General features: G+C 43.9%; 18 protein-coding genes. 7 read left to right on the forward strand and 11 right to left on the reverse strand.

The window, feature by feature from the left end:
* Positions 1-26: 26 nt before the first annotated feature.
* Genes LGT40_RS10965 through LGT40_RS10990 form a run of 6 tightly spaced genes read right to left on the reverse strand, consistent with a single transcriptional unit; the run spans position 27 to position 6281 of the window.
* Positions 27-803 carry a MotA/TolQ/ExbB proton channel family protein gene (locus LGT40_RS10965; protein WP_226343202.1) on the reverse strand — a complete coding sequence of 259 codons (777 nt, stop codon included), beginning with the start codon at positions 801-803 and terminating at the stop codon, positions 27-29.
* A gap of 14 nt (positions 804-817) precedes the next feature.
* Positions 818-958 (reverse strand): hypothetical protein, encoded by a 141-nt coding sequence (locus LGT40_RS10970; protein ID WP_226071296.1) that lies wholly within the window; start codon positions 956-958, stop codon positions 818-820.
* Positions 958-2964: a PEGA domain-containing protein gene (locus tag LGT40_RS10975; RefSeq protein ID WP_226071298.1), complete on the reverse strand. Its 2007-nt coding sequence runs from the start codon at positions 2962-2964 to the stop codon at positions 958-960. Before LGT40_RS10975 ends, LGT40_RS10970 begins: the two co-directional genes overlap by 1 nt.
* Positions 2951-4387: a hypothetical protein gene (locus tag LGT40_RS10980; RefSeq protein ID WP_226071299.1), complete on the reverse strand. Its 1437-nt coding sequence runs from the start codon at positions 4385-4387 to the stop codon at positions 2951-2953. Before LGT40_RS10980 ends, LGT40_RS10975 begins: the two co-directional genes overlap by 14 nt.
* Before the next feature lie 9 nt (positions 4388-4396).
* Complete coding sequence (locus LGT40_RS10985; protein WP_226343203.1) at positions 4397-5638, reverse strand: hypothetical protein; 1242 nt, start codon at positions 5636-5638, stop codon at positions 4397-4399.
* Positions 5625-6281 (reverse strand): hypothetical protein, encoded by a 657-nt coding sequence (locus LGT40_RS10990; protein ID WP_226071301.1) that lies wholly within the window; start codon positions 6279-6281, stop codon positions 5625-5627. The genes LGT40_RS10985 and LGT40_RS10990 overlap by 14 nt, the downstream gene beginning before the upstream one ends.
* A gap of 328 nt (positions 6282-6609) precedes the next feature.
* On the opposite strand from LGT40_RS10990, the gene LGT40_RS10995 reads away from it, so the two are divergent.
* Together LGT40_RS10995 and LGT40_RS11000 are read left to right on the forward strand one after the other, a co-directional pair.
* The gene (locus tag LGT40_RS10995; protein WP_226071302.1) at positions 6610-7338 is read left to right on the forward strand and encodes a dienelactone hydrolase family protein; all 729 of its coding nucleotides are present in this window, start codon (positions 6610-6612) and stop codon (positions 7336-7338) included.
* A 106-nt stretch (positions 7339-7444) separates the two neighbouring features.
* Positions 7445-8164: an SDR family NAD(P)-dependent oxidoreductase gene (locus tag LGT40_RS11000; RefSeq protein WP_226071303.1), complete on the forward strand. Its 720-nt coding sequence runs from the start codon at positions 7445-7447 to the stop codon at positions 8162-8164.
* Positions 8165-8174: 10 nt separating this feature from the next.
* On the opposite strand, the gene LGT40_RS11005 is transcribed toward LGT40_RS11000, so the two are convergent.
* The 3 genes from LGT40_RS11005 to LGT40_RS11015 form a co-directional block, all read right to left on the reverse strand.
* Positions 8175-8630 carry a hypothetical protein gene (locus LGT40_RS11005; protein ID WP_226071304.1) on the reverse strand — a complete coding sequence of 152 codons (456 nt, stop codon included), beginning with the start codon at positions 8628-8630 and terminating at the stop codon, positions 8175-8177.
* A 205-nt stretch (positions 8631-8835) separates the two neighbouring features.
* Complete coding sequence (trkA, locus tag LGT40_RS11010; RefSeq protein ID WP_226071305.1) at positions 8836-10209, reverse strand: Trk system potassium transporter TrkA; 1374 nt, start codon at positions 10207-10209, stop codon at positions 8836-8838.
* Positions 10210-10225: 16 nt separating this feature from the next.
* Positions 10226-11671, reverse strand: a complete 1446-nt coding sequence (locus LGT40_RS11015; RefSeq protein WP_226071307.1) for a TrkH family potassium uptake protein — start codon at positions 11669-11671, stop codon at positions 10226-10228.
* A gap of 244 nt (positions 11672-11915) precedes the next feature.
* Between LGT40_RS11015 and LGT40_RS11020 the strand changes: the two genes are divergently transcribed.
* Together LGT40_RS11020 and LGT40_RS11025 are read left to right on the forward strand one after the other, a co-directional pair.
* The gene (locus LGT40_RS11020; protein ID WP_226071309.1) at positions 11916-13415 is read left to right on the forward strand and encodes an ATP-binding protein; all 1500 of its coding nucleotides are present in this window, start codon (positions 11916-11918) and stop codon (positions 13413-13415) included.
* Position 13416: 1 nt separating this feature from the next.
* Positions 13417-14100: a response regulator gene (locus LGT40_RS11025; protein ID WP_226071311.1), complete on the forward strand. Its 684-nt coding sequence runs from the start codon at positions 13417-13419 to the stop codon at positions 14098-14100.
* Positions 14101-14171: 71 nt separating this feature from the next.
* Here LGT40_RS11025 and gnd read toward each other — a convergent pair whose 3' ends face one another.
* The gene (gene gnd, locus LGT40_RS11030; protein WP_226071313.1) at positions 14172-15632 is read right to left on the reverse strand and encodes a decarboxylating NADP(+)-dependent phosphogluconate dehydrogenase; all 1461 of its coding nucleotides are present in this window, start codon (positions 15630-15632) and stop codon (positions 14172-14174) included.
* Positions 15633-16037: 405 nt separating this feature from the next.
* On the opposite strand from gnd, the gene LGT40_RS11035 reads away from it, so the two are divergent.
* The 3 genes from LGT40_RS11035 (at position 16038) to dacB (ending at position 18289) form a co-directional block, all read left to right on the forward strand.
* Positions 16038-16265, forward strand: coding sequence for a hypothetical protein (locus LGT40_RS11035; protein WP_226071315.1), 228 nt, complete (start codon positions 16038-16040; stop codon positions 16263-16265).
* 124 nt (positions 16266-16389) lie between these two features.
* Positions 16390-16758, forward strand: coding sequence for a DUF4870 family protein (locus LGT40_RS11040; RefSeq protein ID WP_226071317.1), 369 nt, complete (start codon positions 16390-16392; stop codon positions 16756-16758).
* A 124-nt stretch (positions 16759-16882) separates the two neighbouring features.
* Positions 16883-18289, forward strand: coding sequence for a D-alanyl-D-alanine carboxypeptidase/D-alanyl-D-alanine endopeptidase (gene dacB / locus LGT40_RS11045; RefSeq protein WP_226071319.1), 1407 nt, complete (start codon positions 16883-16885; stop codon positions 18287-18289).
* Between the two features lie 93 nt (positions 18290-18382).
* Here the strand turns inward: dacB and fae are convergent, their stop codons facing one another.
* The gene (gene fae, locus LGT40_RS11050; protein WP_226071321.1) at positions 18383-18934 is read right to left on the reverse strand and encodes a formaldehyde-activating enzyme; all 552 of its coding nucleotides are present in this window, start codon (positions 18932-18934) and stop codon (positions 18383-18385) included.
* Positions 18935-18965 lie beyond the last annotated feature (31 nt).

Here is an 18965-nt window from a genome sequence, read left to right on the forward strand (position 1 = left end):
TTTTTACGACGATAAGCCATTCTGCGTTATCGAATACGTCTCAGAAGATATTTATCGCAATAGCTTTGTGTATCAACGATCTGACTATCCTGCAGCCGTTGCAACTGATGAAACAGAAACATCAGAAAGATACTAATCAACAAAGCTACCAGCGTCGAATTAAACGCCAGGCCAAGACTGTCGGTCATACCTGAAATATCACCGGCAAGTGCCTGATCAGCTTGAGAAAGTGCCTGACCAATCCCACGTACAGTACCGATAAAACCGATTGAGGGAATCGCCCAAATCAAATAACGAATCATCGTATTGTCGGAATCCTGTTTGACGGCCAAAGCTTCAAGATTGCTCTCGATGGCATCAGACAGGTTTTGCACATTATTGGTCGAACTGTATCGCCACAAGGATGAACGTAGAGTCTGTACCAGGGGCGACGACATACAATCCTGAGGGATCTCGGTATCCAAACGATGAATAATATGATTCACGTCCAGTTCCTTATGCCCGGTTTTATCAACTGACTGTTCAACACTTTGGTTCGGATCTTCAATCAGATCCACACTGTATAAATATTTGGTCTTCAAAATCTCCCGATAGGAACTGGCAATTAAAAAACAGCCCCACATCATTAAAATAAAACAGATTTCCTGTTCATAATCTTTAATGATAACCACAATATTGCGGGGGGAAGATTGTTGCTGTTGCAGGGCAAGCTCAACTAATTGAGCGGCTTCCGGACGAACATAACCAATGTAAATCATGTGCACTACAATGATCGAGATGATCAGGGCAGCAAAGCTTTTCATTAAGTCGCTCATTGTCAGATATCCACTGGAAATGAAACAGGTGAGTTAAGGCTGATAACGGATTTACCGGCCCAGGCATTGTGAATCATCAATGATAAGACCACTAAAAGCAGTATCGAAACGCCAATCAGCAAGATTCTTTTAAATAGCAGCATCACTCATTTCCTCCCATTAAAAAACGCCCTATTCTGAACCCCAGATCATCGCGGGCCTGTTCGGCACCATCGCGATAGGAAGCTCTTAATTCACTGAGTGAACCCGAGCGCCAGTTTGCACCTTTTATCACTCGCATTGCTATCGCCGAGGTATCCAGTACCTGGGGGTAAACAATGTCCAGTTTAGGTGCCGTTAGCGAATAACTATCATGTGTCCATTCACTGACATTCCCCCCCAAATCGTAAAGCCCTGACTTTTCACGATGAAACTGTTTCACTGGAGCGACGTCAGCAAAACCATCATCATATCTTGGTACATAAAGCTGCACTCTGCCTTTTGCAGATTCATCCGCAATATTAACCGCTTTACTGGGGATGGTTTTATCATTGCCCCATACAAATAATGTTTGTTCAGATTTGCCCGCTTTTCTGGCCAGCCATTCCCACTCTGCTTCCATCAGTAATCTGTAGCCATCGGCATTGTTATTAATTTGAGCTAATTGATTGCCTTGCAACTGGTAAACCGGGGACAGGTTTTCCTGCTGGCTCAGCCAGTTGCAATACTTCACCGCCTCTATCCAGCTGATGGAGGTGACGGGTAATTGGCCATCGCCAGATTTACTGTTATCAAACTGCTGGAATTCTGCATAAGTGACTTCATGCGTTGCTGCATAAAAGGCTCGGTCAAGTCGAACCTGTTTTAAAAATTCGTTGGCGCGTTGACCGGGCTCATCTCGGCTCGCGCCCATTTTGATAATGTCGTTGGGGAAAAATAACAGCATCTCACCACCGGCATGGTTTTTATATCGTCTGGGCGCTTCGGCCTGTTTGGCCTGAGCTTCCGGTAGCAGGGTAAAACTCAGTTTCTGTGGCGCGGCGGCAGACGGCGTGACAGATTTCGACACAGTCCGATATCCTTCCAGGCTGAGTTCAATCTGTTGCGGTACGGCGCTTAATGCCAATTCAAGCGGCGTATTTCCAACAGGTTTACCATTTATGGTGACAGCGGCTCTTGGACTGGAAATGATCTCTACCTGACCGATTTCTTCCTGCAAGCTAATTTCTATGTTTTTTTTCTCTTTAGTGGCTAAGGTGAAGGTTTTCGTTTGTGAAAAAAAGCCTGGCTTTGAATATGACAGCCGGTGCTGTTTTCCAGCTTCTACTGATATGCGATCAGTATTCTCCACGCGAAGTCCATTTAACATCAGTTGACCACCCGCAGGACTTAGTTGTAAACGAATGCCCGCAGTTTCAGGAGCTAAACGATATTGTCTTTCAATTGTGGGATTGGCGTTTTTAATTTCGATGGTTTCTTCAGTGATTTCGAAGTTATCCAGGGTCAGTCGCACGTCATGCAAGCCCCCTTCCAATGGCAATGTCACAGGCGTTTTGCCGACATCAACAGCATCAAGCGTTACCATGGCGCCATTAGGGATTGAGCTCACCACAAACTCGCCATGCAAGCGTTGCAATTTTATATCCCTGGTCACTATTTCCCCGCGGCTAAGCGATAAATCAATTATTTGAGGTTGATAGTAAGGATGCTCAACCGTTAATTGATGCTCTCCGGCAGGTAATTCATATTCAAGTGTGTCAGCTATGGCAATAATCTCGTTATCGATATGCCAGCTGGTACGATTATCATCGAGCAAGGTAGACAGCACTATTTTGGCCGGTAAAGGCGTCAATTCAACGTTAACGACTTTGCCTGAATCCGCTCTTTCAATAGTTTTTCTGTAGGGATAAAAGCCTGTTGCGGTGACCTCAATCTCTGTCGATTCTGCGAGTGAATAAACTGAATCCAACAGCACCATGGCCAGCCAGGAGTCGGCATTGATTGAAACATCCGTGGCATCATCTGGCTGAACGTCGATCCGCGTTCCACGTGAGGCAAAGATCACCGCCAATATAATCAAGAAAACCAGTATAAAGGTGCTCAGCAGCCACAGATACATTCTGTGCTGGCGTTGTCGGGCAAGTTCTAGCTGCTGATTAAATTGGCTCATCACAAACCAACGTCAGGCTATAACGACTCACATCATAGGGAATTGTCACTTCAACCAGTTTTGACTTAAATCCCTGGCGCTTTCCTTCAAAGGTATATTGGCCAGGTTTAAGTTGTATGACTTTGGAGTCCGTAGTTCCGACATTGCCCACACCACGCACCAGAATATAGGTTTGATTATCAGACCGTACTTCAACTGGAACTGGATTATTCACAGCCGTTAATATCTGTTCAAGTTGTTGGCTTTGTTGAGCCAGTGATGGGCTTTGTTGACGATACGGTGCAGCTTGATTAATGGCAGATCGTGCCTGTTCCGCCAGTTGTGTATTTGTCAGTCGATACGGTGTTTTCAGATAGTCTTCCAGGGTTTGATTGAGTGAAACAATATCGTTGGCAGCAGCTAACTTATCGGCTGCAGTTTTATTGTTCGGTTGTTCATTGATAACTTTTTCAAGATTCGATTTGACTGTCTTCCAGTCATCTTTCGCTTCAGCTTGAGCAACGTGAGTCAGATAGTCCTGAACACGCTGTTGTTTTTCATATTGCTGTATCGCTGAATTCACATCATTTAATTCTGAACGATTGGGATAAATGTTTTTAGCCTGATTCAGCATCGATTTGGCCACAGCTAAACGCTCCTCTTCCAGAGCAGCATAAGACTGTGAGAGCAGCGACTGAAACTGTTTATTGTTGATCGCCGTTTGCAATTCTGCTGCACGCTGTTTGTATGATTCTCGTTCCGGGGTCAGCGTTAGTAACTTATTTATTAATGTGAGCTCAGTCTGTGGATCGTTTTCCACTTTAGCGACCTTAATCTGTTCCACCAGCGAGGCAATTTCAGGTAGCTGTTCAATTCTCTCAGCCAAAGCCTGCGCCTGCTCAGAGCCTGTATCCAACATCAAGGCTTTTGTTATAGCGAGTTTTGCCGGTTGATAATCATCCTCATCAAAAGCTTGCTGAGCATTCTGCATCGCTGTATCGAATTGAATTTGGCTGTCAGTAATCGTTTTTTCAGCCAATTTGATGAGTTCATCTATGGTGGCATTTGCCTGCGCATATTTTGCTTCGCCAAACTGTTTGATTGCCATCGTTTCACTGCTGGCTAACTGTTCGGCCAGTGCGGCATTCCACTGCTGCAGATCTATCTTATTCAATTCAGGTTTTAGCGTATTTTCAAAGCGGCTGTAGGCTTCAATGTAACGTTGGCGCAATGCTGCATTATCCAAGGTGTTATCAGCCTGACCAGCAGGTTCAACGGTTGGCTGTGATGGTTCTGAGTCTGTTTGGCTGGAATGGTTTTTGAATGTTGACGCCCACAACATTAAGCCGATACTCAGCAGACTCAGTAGCACAATAATCAGTAGTGTTTTGAAAAAGAGTTTGCGTTTAGCGAGCTTAGCTTCAGCAATTTTTTGTGTGATCATTGTTAACTTTTATAATTGAACATCAGGTGTTGCTTCTAATTCATACATACGTTTCAGGAAAGCTCGCCATTGCTTGAACTGTTCATTAATATCACCGGTTAATTCAACCGACTCTTCTTCGTAGGTCATCACTTGAGGTGCCATTTCCAGATTCACTGACTCACCGAGCTCGTTCAATGCATCCTGATGAAACTTGGCTTCTTCACGCGATTTAAAACCACTTGTAATCAATACCGCACCACCGATACCGCCCGCAACGGTGGCAAGATCACGGCCAAAACTTGGATTATTTGAATTGCCAGATGTCGCTGCCGCTACCGCAGCACCAATGAGCACGGCACCACCAATCATCTTCCAGATACTTTTGGTTTTCGCTTCTTTACGCAGTTGCATTTCCGTGGCGCTGGCTTCCTGCCAGGCAAGATAGCTGGAATCCATTTGCTGAGAAAAAGCACTGTAATTCTGTTGCAGGTTATCAATAAATAATTGCTCGCGAACTTGAATGGATTTGACCCTTTCAAACATAGGGTCCGAATCACTTGGCATACTCAGCAGCTTGATTTGTTTGCCGCTGGTATCGAGATGTTCCATAAAGGCTTGCTCATTGAAACTCGCAGCAAAACGAAGATCGTTAATATCTTGTAATTGAGCCAAATCGGTTTGCTTTTGTTTCAGCAAAGCATCAACAATCGTTTGAGCGGCTTTATCAAAGGCCGGATTATAAGGATCTTTACCCTCGTTTCGAGGATTTTTATAAAAGCCTTCTCCCACCTCATAATCTATGGTGTCGTTTAACCACTGCTTGCCACTGGCATCCACTACATTAAGGCGAAATTCAACCTCCTGACCATTCGATTCAATGATCTCACCCACCGCAAATAAATCGCCTGAAGCCGTGCTGTTTGGGGCTACCCGAACGGCCCCAAACTTGCCCGTTTTATCCATAGCGGTTTTTAATTTGTAGGCGAAACGATTTGCTTCGGCACGTCTTAATTCGGGCCAGATACCCTCTTTTTCATATTCGGCTGCAGAGGCTGAAAGACCCGGTGAAAATATTGGAATGATGACGTCTAATTTAACACCCTGATATGGCACTTCTTTCGTTTGTTCCTGGGCAGAAGCCAGCTGTGGTCCGGTTTTTACGGTGCCGGAGGTGCCGGAGGTTGTTGCACAGCCTGTCAACACATGCGTCAGCACTATCAAATAAATAAGAAACTTAGAGGGGGCCCTAAATGATTCAATCTTCAACAATGTCCATCCCCTTATATTTACGATATTCATTCCAGAGTTTCTGTTTAATCTCTGGATCTTGTTCAGCTTCTGCAGCCACTCTGATTTGTGCAGCAATAGCATCATCATTATTCGCGGCCGGAATATCTTCAGGTGTCGCGCCGTTATTTACGCCACCCGATGTCGCCGTATTGCCGATGCCATCATTGTTAAATTCAGTCGAATTCGCACTGTCCGCCTGTGACGACGAAGGGTTGTCTCTTTCGGGTTCAGTACCCTGCATTTCCTCACTAGCTACAGAATCATTACCCATATTGCCCTGCTGATTTTGTTCACCGCCTTGATCACCCGAAGCAGTACCACCGCCACTACTACTGCTATCAGCAGAGGAAGAGTCAGACGGATCGGTTAATTCACATAGCTCAAAACGGTTGAGGGAATCAAAGAACGCTTTCTCCATTAAGGCGATACGTTCTGCTCTGGTAAGCTCAGGACTGTCAATGTAACGGATTTCAGCCTCACCACAATCTACTGCTCCATTAGACGCCTGTTCTGCATACACGTTGATACTTGCAGTTAAAAAAATAAGCGTCGCTATCCAAAAATTGTTATTCAATAACAATAATCTCAATAAATTCAGATCATGCAGTTTGATTTTTTTCATAAGAATCGACACGAATCCATTACTATTTTTTAGAAAACCAGAACAATTTTGTTAATCATCTTCTGATAGAACTTTTGTCAGCAAACGGTAGTAAGAAGTTTTCTCAGCGTTCGTTACCGCTCAAATTTAAAACGGCAAACCGGGTTGTTTCCCTGCTGTCCATAGCATTAGTCATCATATCAGCAATACAAGTTTAACGATGCTCACTGATCAGACTATTTTGCTTATACGTTTCAATAACAGACTAATGCAACATCAGGAATTGCTCCCAAAGCCAACGCCAAACATCTTTGTTACATTAGCCACATTTTAGCGATGGGATAATGTAATGAAATGGTTGGCAATAACAGTGACCTGGCTTTTGAGTACTCAGGTATTGGCTCAACCTGTTGAGTATCAAATAAATGGCGAGCAATTCGAGGGTTATTTTGTCAGTCCTGAGGATGCTGCCCCGCTGGTCATTTTAATTCATGACTGGGATGGTGTGACTGATTATGAAATAAAACGTGCTGATATGTTAGTAGATGAAGGCTATGCCGTGTTTGCCGTCGATATCTATGGAGCTGGCATAAGACCTGTCGCCATTGCCGATAGGAAACATCACACCGGCGAGTTATATCGTGATCGGCAACGTATGCGTGATCTGATAAATGGTGGGGTTGACCAGGCCAAACAACTCGGGGCAAACACCGATAATGCCGTCATGATGGGATATTGTCTTGGCGGCACAGCTGTACTCGAAATGGCCAGATCAGGTTCACCGATGAAAGGCTTTGTTGCTATTCACGGCGGCTTGGGTACGCCGGCTGATCAGAATTATAAAGCAGTAAAATCAGAAATATTGGTGCAGCACGGAGCAGCAGATGCCAATATTTCCATGCAAGAATTTGTTGCTTTAATTAAAGCGATGGATAAGGACAATGCTCCCAATGAAATGATTGTTTATGGTGGTGCCCAGCATTCATTTACCAAAGCAGGTAATCCACATTATTCAGCTGAAGCTGATCGCAAGTCGTGGCATCGCTTGCTAATGTTTCTTGAGCAAAAGTTGCAATAGGTTTGTGGTGTTTATATGCGATAGCATGTGATTGAAATTCACAACAACCTCAAACAAATAAGTATTGCATACAGAAAATTCACAGCCACTAGCGGATGCTTACCGTATGAAATCATCCGTATTAGTGATTGGTGGCAGTGGACAGATTGCTCAGGCCATCATAGCAAAACTATTAAGCGACTTAACTGCAGATAGCATTGTGGTGGTGAGCCGCAGCCCGCGACCCGATAGCTTCAGCGATGTGGTCTGGTATCAATCAGAATATGACGAGGCTAGCATCGGTAAATTATCGATGCAGTTTTATGACCAGCAAAGAAGTTTTGAAAAAGTATTTATCTGCATCGGTATATTGCACGATGATGAAGTGAAACCTGAAAAACGTCTGGAACAGCTTACGGCTGCTGCCATTAGTCACGTGATAAATATCAATACCATCACGCCTGTGCTCTGGCTTAAACATTTGTTGCCTGTACTCAAACGTTCGGACCTTTGTCAGGTGACTATTTTCAGTGCTCGAGTTGGCAGTATTCAGGACAATCAAATGGGTGGATGGTACAGTTATCGGGCCAGTAAGGCGGCGTTAAATACGCTATTAAAATCGACGGCTATAGAATATGGCCGACGCGCTCAACATGTGAAGTTGCTGGCATTTCATCCTGGTACAACAGATTCCCCACTCTCCCGACCCTATAGTGCAAATGTACCCAACGATAAATTATTCAGCCCGGACTTTGTGGTGGACAGATTATTCGCTATTCTGAAAACCCTGCCAAATGACGGCGAATTATCTTTTCTGGATTGGCAAGGGCAACCCATTCAATGGTGAAAACAGTTTCCTAGATATCCAGTTTTTGTTCACGCGCTTCCAGTCTGGCGTAGGCTTCTTTCTCATGATGGATATCATTAATCAGCCCGCGATGCATCGCTACTGAGATTGCTTCCTGATTATGAAACCGTTCTCCCGCCTTAAACAATAAATCAAGTAATTCGCGAGCAGGCATATCCAGATAGGTGGATAATTTTTGCGATTCATTGGAAAACTTTTCCAATACCTCTGGATGACGTTGCTGAACATTTAAAATCGCCAGATTATCAATGATGGCCAGTTCTCTTGCCGTTGCCGGGCTGAGATCGTTATCCTGCACAAACCTCAGGCTGGTTAAGCCGGTTAATTGATGAAACGTGTTTTGTACCAGATTCAGATCAGCATCCCGGCCAGCCAACGCCACTGTTAACCATTTCAAACGATGTCTGGCAAGAATGATCATGCTTTGTTCTGTCGTTTTGCTCATAGACCTCGACTCCTTTCCGGTTTCTGATCTTCTTGTTAGCATACTCGGGGCTTTTTATACAAATCCTTGGTTTGTTTGATAGAGCGACATGTGGTTCCAACACAACCACATAATTGTTAATCTATTGATTAAAATAAAAAGATAGGTCCCTTACTACCTTGTTACATCATTATATTCTCACTTGTACTTGCAGCTATAGTCTGGTTTACAAAAACTCAAACCCGACTTGAAACAGTTTTTCAACATCATCCACATCTTCTTGCTGAGTCAGAAAGATGACAAGGTGATCGCCGCTTTCAATCACAATATTTTTTTCAGCAAATAATATCTGCTCACGACGTAATATCGCCCCAACAGTAGCACTTTTCGGCAATTTCAATTCGGACAGCGTTCGACCAACTACCTTCGATGTCTGTTTATCTCCGTGCGCCACAATCTCAATCGCTTCGGCCGCTCCCTGCCTTAAGGAATGCACTGTAATCACATCACCACGACGAATATGCGTCAACAAGGTGCCAATCGTAATTTGTGCCGGTGAAACAGCAATATCGATACTGGTACCTTCCACTAACTCAACATGACTGGCTTTACTGATAATAGAAAATGTCTTACGTGCGCCTAACCTTTTTGCCAGCATCGCTGACAAGATATTGGCTTCATCATCATTGGTGACGGCACAGAACACATCGGTTTTATGGATATTTTCTTCTTTTAATAAATTGGCATCACCGGCATCACCATGTAAAACCAGACTGTGATGCAGTTCTTCAGCAATGACCCGGGCACGATTTTGATTATGTTCAATAATTTTGAGGTTATGCGTTTTTTCCAGCCTTTGTGCCAGTTGTTTACCGATCTGCCCTCCACCGGCGATAAAAATACGTTGATAGGGCTGGTAATTTTTTTTAAATACTTTGACCAACTCACTGATTTGATGTTTTTCTGCCAGAAAAAACACTTCATCATTCGCTTGTAAGGTAGTTTTTCCACCTGGCGGAATCGCACTCTCATTACGAAACAAGGCCGCGATACGCATCTGGACCTTGGGTAAAATCTCCAATAAATCATGGATTGCTTTACCATCCATTATGCTTCCGGCATCAACTTTTACTGCCACCAGTCGGGCACGGTCGCCAAAAAAAGTCAAAACCTGCAGGACTTCTGGTTGTTCAATCAGATGGGTAATGTAATTCGTCACTAATTGTTCTGGACTGATAATGACATCAATGGGAATGGCATCCAAAGCAAATAATGCCGGGTAATCCAGGTAATCTGCTGCACGTATCCGCGCCAGCTTTTTAGGTGTGTTAAATAATGAGCTGGCAATCTGACAGGCGATCATGTTGATCTCATCATTATGGGTGACCGCAATCAGCATATCCGTATCTTCAATACCTGCTTTTAATAAAGTGCTGGGATGGGCTGCGTAACCCACTACGGTACGAATATCCAAATGCTCCTGCAGTCGCTCCAGTAACACCGCGTTTTGATCAATCACAGTGACATCATTGCCTTCATTAACCAGGCTTTCAGCTGTGGAGCCTCCTACTTGTCCTGCCCCCAGAATAATAATTTTCATCTGCTAAACCTCTCTGTTAATTACGCCAATAGGCGGGCAGAAATAAGATCAACAAGGTAAACACTTCCAGCCGGCCGACCAGCATGGCAAAGACTGCCAGCCACTTAACCGTGGCATCCACTGTGGCAAAATTAGAGGCTACTTCACCCAAGCCCGGGCCCAGTAAATTGATTGTGGCAACCACTGCTCCAAACGCAGAAACCAAGTCCAGTCCGGCTCCCATCATGGCCACGGTAAGCATTAATGCGGTCACAATATAAAGTACATAAAAACCCCATATCGCAAACAGCACCGTTTCGGAAACAGGACGTTTGCCTAATTTAACTACTGACACGGAACGAGGATGTACCAATAGCTCAAGTTGACGCAGTCCCAGTTTTGCCAGCAACATGATCCGCATGACTTTAATGCCACCAGCCGTTGAACCTGCACAGCCACCGATAAAAGCTAATATCACCAAAATTAGTGGAATGTGTAAGGGCCATTCAGCAAAAACAGCCGTACCAAAACCCGTGCTGGTCATGATGGAGGCCACTTGAAAAGCCGCATAGCGAAGCGCTTCCCAACCACCGCTATAGGCACCGGAAAAATAAAGACTCAATGCAATGAACACACTGGCAATAATGAACATTAAAATATAGGTTCTTGCTTCAGGATCTTCAGCATAAGGTGACAGTAATTTTCGTCTCAGTACGAGAAAATGCACCGCAAAGTTGATCCCACCGGCTAACATAAACACGATAGCAATCGCTTCAATAACGGGGCTGTCAAAAAAACCAATACTATCGTCATGGGTAGAGAACCCACCGGTAGCGACGGTGGCAAATGCATGTCCTACGGCATCAAACAGACTCATACCCGCCAACCAATAAGCCAGGGCACAACACAGGGTGAGTAATAAATAAATGAGCCAGAGGGATCGTGCTGTTTCAGCAATTCTAGGGGTCATTTTTTCATTTTTAGCGACCCCGGAGGTTTCTGCCCGATAAAGTTGCATGCCCCCCACACCTAACAATGGCAAGATTGCAACCGCTAAGACGATAATACCCATCCCCCCCAACCATTGAATTTGTTGCCGGTGATAAAGAATCGACTGGGGCAATTGATCCAGCCCGACAATAACGGTTGCACCGGTGGTGGTAAAACCTGATATCGACTCAAACACAGCGTCGGTAAAATTAAGATGCAAACTCAGGTAAAACGGTAAAGCGCCAACCAGTCCAAGCAAGAACCAGAATAACGTCACCACCAGAAACCCATCACGAACCGATAACTCCTGACGTTGCTTGAAGTTAATTCCCCAAAGTAGCGTGCCAAGCAAAAAGACAATGACTGCTGAACCGATAAAGGTGAGCCACTGTTTATCACTGTAAAGTAGCGAAACCATTAATGACGGCAGAAAACTCAAGCTATAAAACATCAGCAATAGCCCGAACAAGCGAACAATAGCGCGCCAATGCATTATTTGCCGACCTTAATCAGTTTCAACGGTTGATAAATTGCCGATGTACTATGCGTTTTAGATTGCTGCACAAACCACGTCATAACTCGATCCCCACTCATGGCGTTATCGTAGAGAGATTATTAGCAACAGATACAGTAAAGTCAGCTAAAAAAAAGATAAAATTTTTATACAAATTTTACTTTTTTTATGACCCGATATTGTTAAAACTTACGCTGAAATGAATAACTAAAAAGAAGTGGCTATGCGTTTTTTACAAACTCACAAAAAAACCAAACATTACCTCCTGGCGATAGGTTTGGTTTTTGTGATCGTGTTGTTTGCCCAGGTACTCAATTACTACTTGCCCCATACCAGCTTATTGCTGGTGTTTTTGGCTGGAGTGTTGCTGATCTCTGCTAAAACCAGCCTGGGTCCGGCTTTGATGAGCAGCTTGTTAAGCTTTCTGAGTTTCAATTACTTTTTTACCGAACCTTATTACACCTTTAACATGCTGCATAAAGCTGATATCGCCACATTAATCATCTTCTTGATGGTGGCGTTGATGACAGCACATCTCGCGACACAAATGCGTGAAGCTCTGGCTAAACAAGAAGTTGCGATGAATCGCTTGTTCCACTTTTATGAATTCAGCCAGACCTTATCCTCCGCAGCGAATACCGAATCAACTATTCAGATTTTAGAACAGGCTCTGCATCGTGTTTTAAACAACGACGGACGAGTGATTATTGCGACGCAACAAGATTCCAGGTTAGTTCTACATACACATGAAGTCGCCAGTGGTCATCCCGGAGAAGAGATGTTTAAACACATCTTTGCCAAAGCGCTGGAGACAGAATTCTGGCATAAAGGCTGGTTATTTTTTCCATTGAGCTGGAACGGTAAACAGCTTGGTCTGGTGGCGATTAATGAACGTCTTAATGATAAACAAATCGCTGCCATCACAACTTTCTGTCAGTTAACGGCGGTGGTGTTACATCGCACCCTACTAGTTGCGGAACTGGCACAAACAAAATTAATCGCTGAAACGGAAAAGTTAAGAGCGACCTTACTGTCATCCGTCTCACATGATTTACGTACGCCACTTTCATCGATTATGGGAGCCAGCTCATCCTTACGGGAATATGCCCGGCAATTATCAGCGACAGATCAGCAATTACTGTTACAGACCATTGAGGATGAAGCCCATCGACTCGATCGCCACATTCAAAACCTGTTAGACATGACCCGTTTAAGCCAGGGGAAGCTGAATCTGAATAAAGAATGGATTGATATTGAAGATTTAATCCATGGAGCACTTCATCGATTGGGAAATCAACTGGATCGCATCGAGTTCACACTACAATTCCCCGACGATATGCCGTTACTCTATGTGCAGGGAATGCTCATCGAACAAGCCATTTTCAATGTACTCGATAATGCGATACAACACCACTCTGCCAAGCCTGTGATACATATCAGCGTGCAGCATAACCCCGAATGGGTAACCATCAACATAGTAGATAATGGCCCCGGTATCGCCCCAGCGGAAAAAGAGAAAATATTTGATATGTTTTACAGTCTTACTCAAGGCGATCGTCATAGACATAACACCACGGGAACCGGTATGGGACTAGCCATTTGCCGAGGTATGATAGAAGCGCATGGCGGCAAGGTTAGAGCATTGGATAATCCAGATGGGCAAGGCACGATGATACAGATCACCTTACCCAACACACCATTAGCAACAACAAACAAAGATTGATATGCCCAGCATTTTACTCATAGAAGATGAAGCGCAGATAAAGAAGTTCTTGAGAATCAGTCTTGAAGCACATCAATATCATGTACTTGAAGCCAGGCTGGGGGAACAGGGTTTGGCAATTTTGCTTGACCAGCAGGTTGATTTGGTCATTCTGGATCTGGGTTTACCCGATATGGATGGGCAAGAAGTGATCAAAACTATACGTAAATGGTCTCAGATCCCGATTATTGTTCTCTCGGTACGTTCCAATGAAGCAGAAAAAGTGCAGGCATTAGATGCCGGCGCCAATGATTATATGACCAAGCCTTTTGGCATCAGTGAGCTGATGGCACGGGTAAGAGCCCTGTTGAGGATAAGCGATCCCCCCACCACTGCCGGCAGTAAACGTGAGTTGGGCGGATTAGAAATAGATTTGGCAGAATATCAGGTCAGACTGGATGGGCAATTAATTCACTTATCACGTAAAGAATTTGAATTGCTTCGGTTACTGACAAATCAGCCCGGCCATATATTGACACACCGATATCTAACCCAGGCCATCTGGGGAGAAAACTTTGCTGACGAAACCCATTATTTACGTGTTTTGGTGCGTCAACTCCGGCATAAGCTGGGCGAAGAACCTGCTCAGCCAAGATTTATTGAAACCTTACAAGGTGTAGGTTATCGCTTTAAAGTGTCACTATAGAAAAAAGAATCTTCATTAAAATTAGCCCCCGTGACAAGACAATAGGCCTTGTCACGGGGGTAAAGTAAATCCTAGACAGCATAATGACTGGCTGAAACATCGCCACCACGTCCAGTCCAGTTGGTATGGAAAAACTTTCCTCTTGGTTTATCCAGACGCTCATAAGTGTGAGCACCAAAATAATCACGTTGAGCCTGTAGAAGGTTTGCTGGCAGACGTTTGCTACGATAACCATCATAGAACGAAAGCGCGCTGCTGAATGTCGGCACTGGCACGCCTATTTCAATCGCTTTACCGACGGCCTTTCTCCAACCGGGTAAAGCCTCAGTGATAGCATCGATAAAAAAGCTGTCGAGTAACAGATTCTGTAAATTGGGATTACGCTCAAACGCATCATGAATGTTGGATAAGAACTGGCTGCGAATAATACAACCACCACGCCACATCATGGCAATTCCACCATAGTTCAGCTCCCAACCATAGGTGGTCGCCGCTTCACGCATCAACATGTAGCCCTGAGCATATGAGATGATTTTGGAAGCATAGAGGGCATCTCGAATTGCATCGATCATTTCACGTTTATCGCCTGTAAATGTAGCTGCTTCAGCCGGTAATACTTGTGACGCTGTCACCCTTTCATCTTTTAGAGCTGACAAACACCGTGCAAAAACGGCCTCACCGATTAAGGTCAAGGGTGTCCCCAAATCCAACGCATTCATCCCCGTCCATTTACCAGTTCCTTTTTGGCCGGCTGTATCCAGGATATGGTCGATCAACAGAGTTCCATCGGCCTCTTTCACGCTAAGGATATCGCGCGTTATTTCAATCAGGTAGGAGTCTAATACTCCCTCATTCCATTCAGCAAACACCTGCTGAATTTCATTGCCGGATAAACCCATTCCCTCTCGCATCATTTGATAGGCTTCGCAAATCAGCTGCATATCGCCATATTCAATACCGTTATGCACCATTTTTACATAATGGCCTGCCCCACCATTTCCAACCCAATCACAGCAAGGCTCACCATCTACATGTGCTGAGATGGATTGGAAGATATCCTGTATAGCCGGCCAGGCAGCTTTATTGCCTCCGGGCATAAGAGAAGGCCCATGACGCGCCCCCTCTTCACCACCTGATACACCACTGCCGACAAATAAAATGCCTTGTTTTGCCAGTTGCTGAGTGCGTCGATCACTATCATTAAAGAGCGAATTTCCGCCATCGATAATGATGTCACCTTGCTCAAGGTAGGGAGCAAGTTGTTGAATAAAATTATCAACAACCTCTCCGGCCTTGACCATCAGCATCACTCTGCGAGGCTTTTGTAATGTTTCAATAAAGTTTTTTAACTCGTAACAGGCAATGATTTCAGAATTTTGTGCAGGACCTCGCATAAATTCATCTACTTTGCTGGCCGTACGATTGTAAACTGCCACCTTATAGCCTTTATCATTCATATTTAGTGCGAGATTCTGGCCCATTACGGCAAGTCCGACGACACCAATATCTGCCAATTGGTCTGCTTTTTTCATATGATTAAATCCTAATGTATGTTGCTGTACTGGCTTATCCGTACATGCTGATTACATTACGTTTAAACAAATAACCTGTAAAACTGATAAATCAGATAAAATTAATCGCTAAATTCGATTTGAATGCGCAAAAAATGTGACGTAGTTAACATTTCTGTGCTAATTTTGAGTTATTGTTCAGTTTTACCAGCGTTATGAACTGAATTTTCGAATCGCTAGATAATTGTAAATAAAAGTAATTTCCATTTTCCTTAGTAATCGGCGGGTGAATGTTCCTGCCATAAAAGGAAAAATTCATTTATTGTCACTTTCAGGGTTGGAGTAATAATAGGTCGTAAATAAACCGTTAGCTGATAGTGGCTCTACGGATATTTAATATGTTGTTAAGATGAGGGAGATATCGATATGGCAAGTTACTATTTAGATTCAAATCCTGATTTACCCAATAATGGATGTGATATCCATCATGTTTGTCCAGAAACCTGTCCCAATCTGCCACCCATGGTTGAGCGCGTTCAGTTGGGCGATTTACCTGACTGTAAAACGGCGATTCATGTGGCTCGCAGAAAATTTTATAATCATGCTCATCTGATTAGCGAGTGTTCCCATTGCTCGGATTCCACCCCTCACTAGTCCATTCTCTCAGCCCAAAAGGCTGACGGCATCAATTTCCAATTCCCCACTTTTTGAGTTAAATTTTGGTATCTGCCCGTAAACGATTTATTCTTTACGGGCAGTATTACCAAAGGATCCAAATATGTCTGAACCGCACATCATTCCCAGCGAATCACCGCGGACTCCTCGGCAGTCCGATCAAGCAAAAACACTCACTATCATTATTTACGCTCTGCAAGCTGCCTCATTTATCGTAGGATTAACCTTTCTGGTGGCTGTCATAATTAATTACATCAAACGTGATGATGTTCGAGGCACCTGGCTGGAATCCCATTTCCGCTGGCAAATTCGTACATTCTGGTTTTGTTTATTATGGGGTTTGCTTGGCGCATTTCTAAGTGCAGTGGTTGTTGGCATATTTATTCTATTGGCCAATGCGGTTTGGGTCATTTATAGAATTGCCAAGGGCTGGATAAATGTGGCTGACAATAAACCGATGTATGCTCAATAGCCTTATCATCTTTTGTAGTCTTTAGGGCTGCTCGCTAAAATGCCATTTGTTATAAATCAAAGATTAATTTCATGTTAGGCTTTGCAGTCTTTCTTTACCCTAACCTCTCGTATTACTGGATTGTATGACCAAATATCTCACGCTCGCACTGCTCCTTTTAACCGGTGTTCCCACGTACGCCACACAAGTTTTTACCAACTCCAGCCTCAATGGCAACCCCACGCCTGAAGGTGCCGATATCGCCTTATATGTGCTGGATGCCGGCAGTGGTAAAGAACTATACGCCGAACGCGCTGAACAATTTCAACAACCTGCCAGTCTGCAAAAAATTATTACCGGCTTGGCTGCGCGTTTGGTACTTGATACTGACTTCCGTTTTGAAACCACAGTAGAAACAACGGATCGCGATGTCATCATCAACTTTAGTGGTGATCCTACCTTTACCCGCACCCATTTACGCGCGCTGATTGAAAAACTCAAACTCAAGCAAACCAGTATTCAAGGAAACCTTTATCTGAATGGGGGCGCTTTCGATACTTCTGAACGTGCAGTCGGAGTGACATGGGACGTGATGGGCGTTTGTTACAGTGCCCCTTCAAGCAGTATTACCATGAATGGAAACTGCGTCTATGGAAAAATTGAGGGTACGACCCCACCCCCTGTCAAATCACTAAAAGCCAGCGGTTCTCCCTATATTGATATCACTGCCGGTGACATTATTATTCGTGAAGGTCTGGAAAATCAGAATATTGATTGTGATTTGAAACTGATGACGGATAACAGCAATCATTACTCATTGGATGGCTGTGTTGGATCACATCGTTTACCCGTTAACTTTCATCTCGCGGTACAAAACACCACCTTGTATTTGAGTAAAGTTCTGCAAGAAGAATTAGATCGTGCCGGGATTCGTTTGAATGGCAAAATTATCCGCAATGACAAGATCAGCGGTACAGTAATTGCGCTGCATCAGTCAGAACCGGTCATGAAGCTGATCGATATTATGATGAAACGATCCGATAACCTGATTGCAGATAACCTGTTAAAAACAGTGGGACGAGTCTATTACAAACAACCAGGCAGTTATGAAAACGGTGCCGCTGCAGTGAAAGCTGTATTAAAGGAAAAGGCCAATATTGATTTATCGCGTGCTGTGATTATGGATGGTTCAGGCTTATCACGAAATAACCGTATTACAGCTAAAGATTTAATGCAGGTTGTGCAGTATATTTTCAGTCATAAAGAGTTGGGATTAATTGAAACACTGCCTGTTTCTGGTCAATCCGGAACCCTGCAATACCGTAGCAGTTTGGTCAATGCGCCTCTAACAGGACAAGTCACCGCCAAAACCGGTTCAATTTATGGTGTGTATAACCTGGCAGGGAAAATCAAAACAAAATCAGGTAAATCATTATATTTTGTGCAGCTGCTTTCAAATTATCATCCCGAAAGTGACAACCGTAATATTGCACGCAAACCGTTAAGGGATTTTGAGCGCGGCTTCTATGAAAAACTGTATAACGAGAATTAATTAATGATTTGCTGAACCTAACGATAAATTCAGATCATAAAAAAACCCTCTTGGTAAAAAAACAAGAGGGTTTTTTATTAAAAAGGCTTTACCTTACCAGGCAGATTCACCTGTTTCAGGGTCATACATTTCATGATGAATCTTATTGCGGTTGGCAATCAGCTCATCAATAGTCGGTGCCCCGGACATAGCACGTTTGATCGCCAGTTTCATCGCTTCATAATTGGTACGATATAAATCTTTCCGGTCAACATCCGGATTAGCCGCAGCGTCGGGTGAAATCCAAATCATCGCCACAATACATAAATCATCGGCATGTTCTTTAGGAATAACGCCTTCAATCACACTATCTAATACCGCATCAGCCACTGCGGACTGAACAGGACCACCAAATAATGCTACATAACTTCCGGATTTGATGGTCACCTTCGGCACAATCATGGTAGCGGGTTTGACTTGTTGATTCGTCGCACGAATGGCAAACATACGCGTATGCCCTTCAGTTTGCCCCATCAAGTTGGCAAATGCCTGACCAGCAGGACCTTTAGTGCTGCCGATTAAAATTTCTGGCATTGCATCTGTGCCTTGATCTTCACTGGCAAAGACAGTGGCTTCAGCCGTTCTAAACCATACTGGTTCTGACATATCGTTAAACTCCAAATAATTATAAGAAAAA

The organism is Methylophaga pinxianii, assembly GCF_020447225.1.
Lineage (GTDB): Bacteria > Pseudomonadota > Gammaproteobacteria > Nitrosococcales > Methylophagaceae > Methylophaga > Methylophaga pinxianii.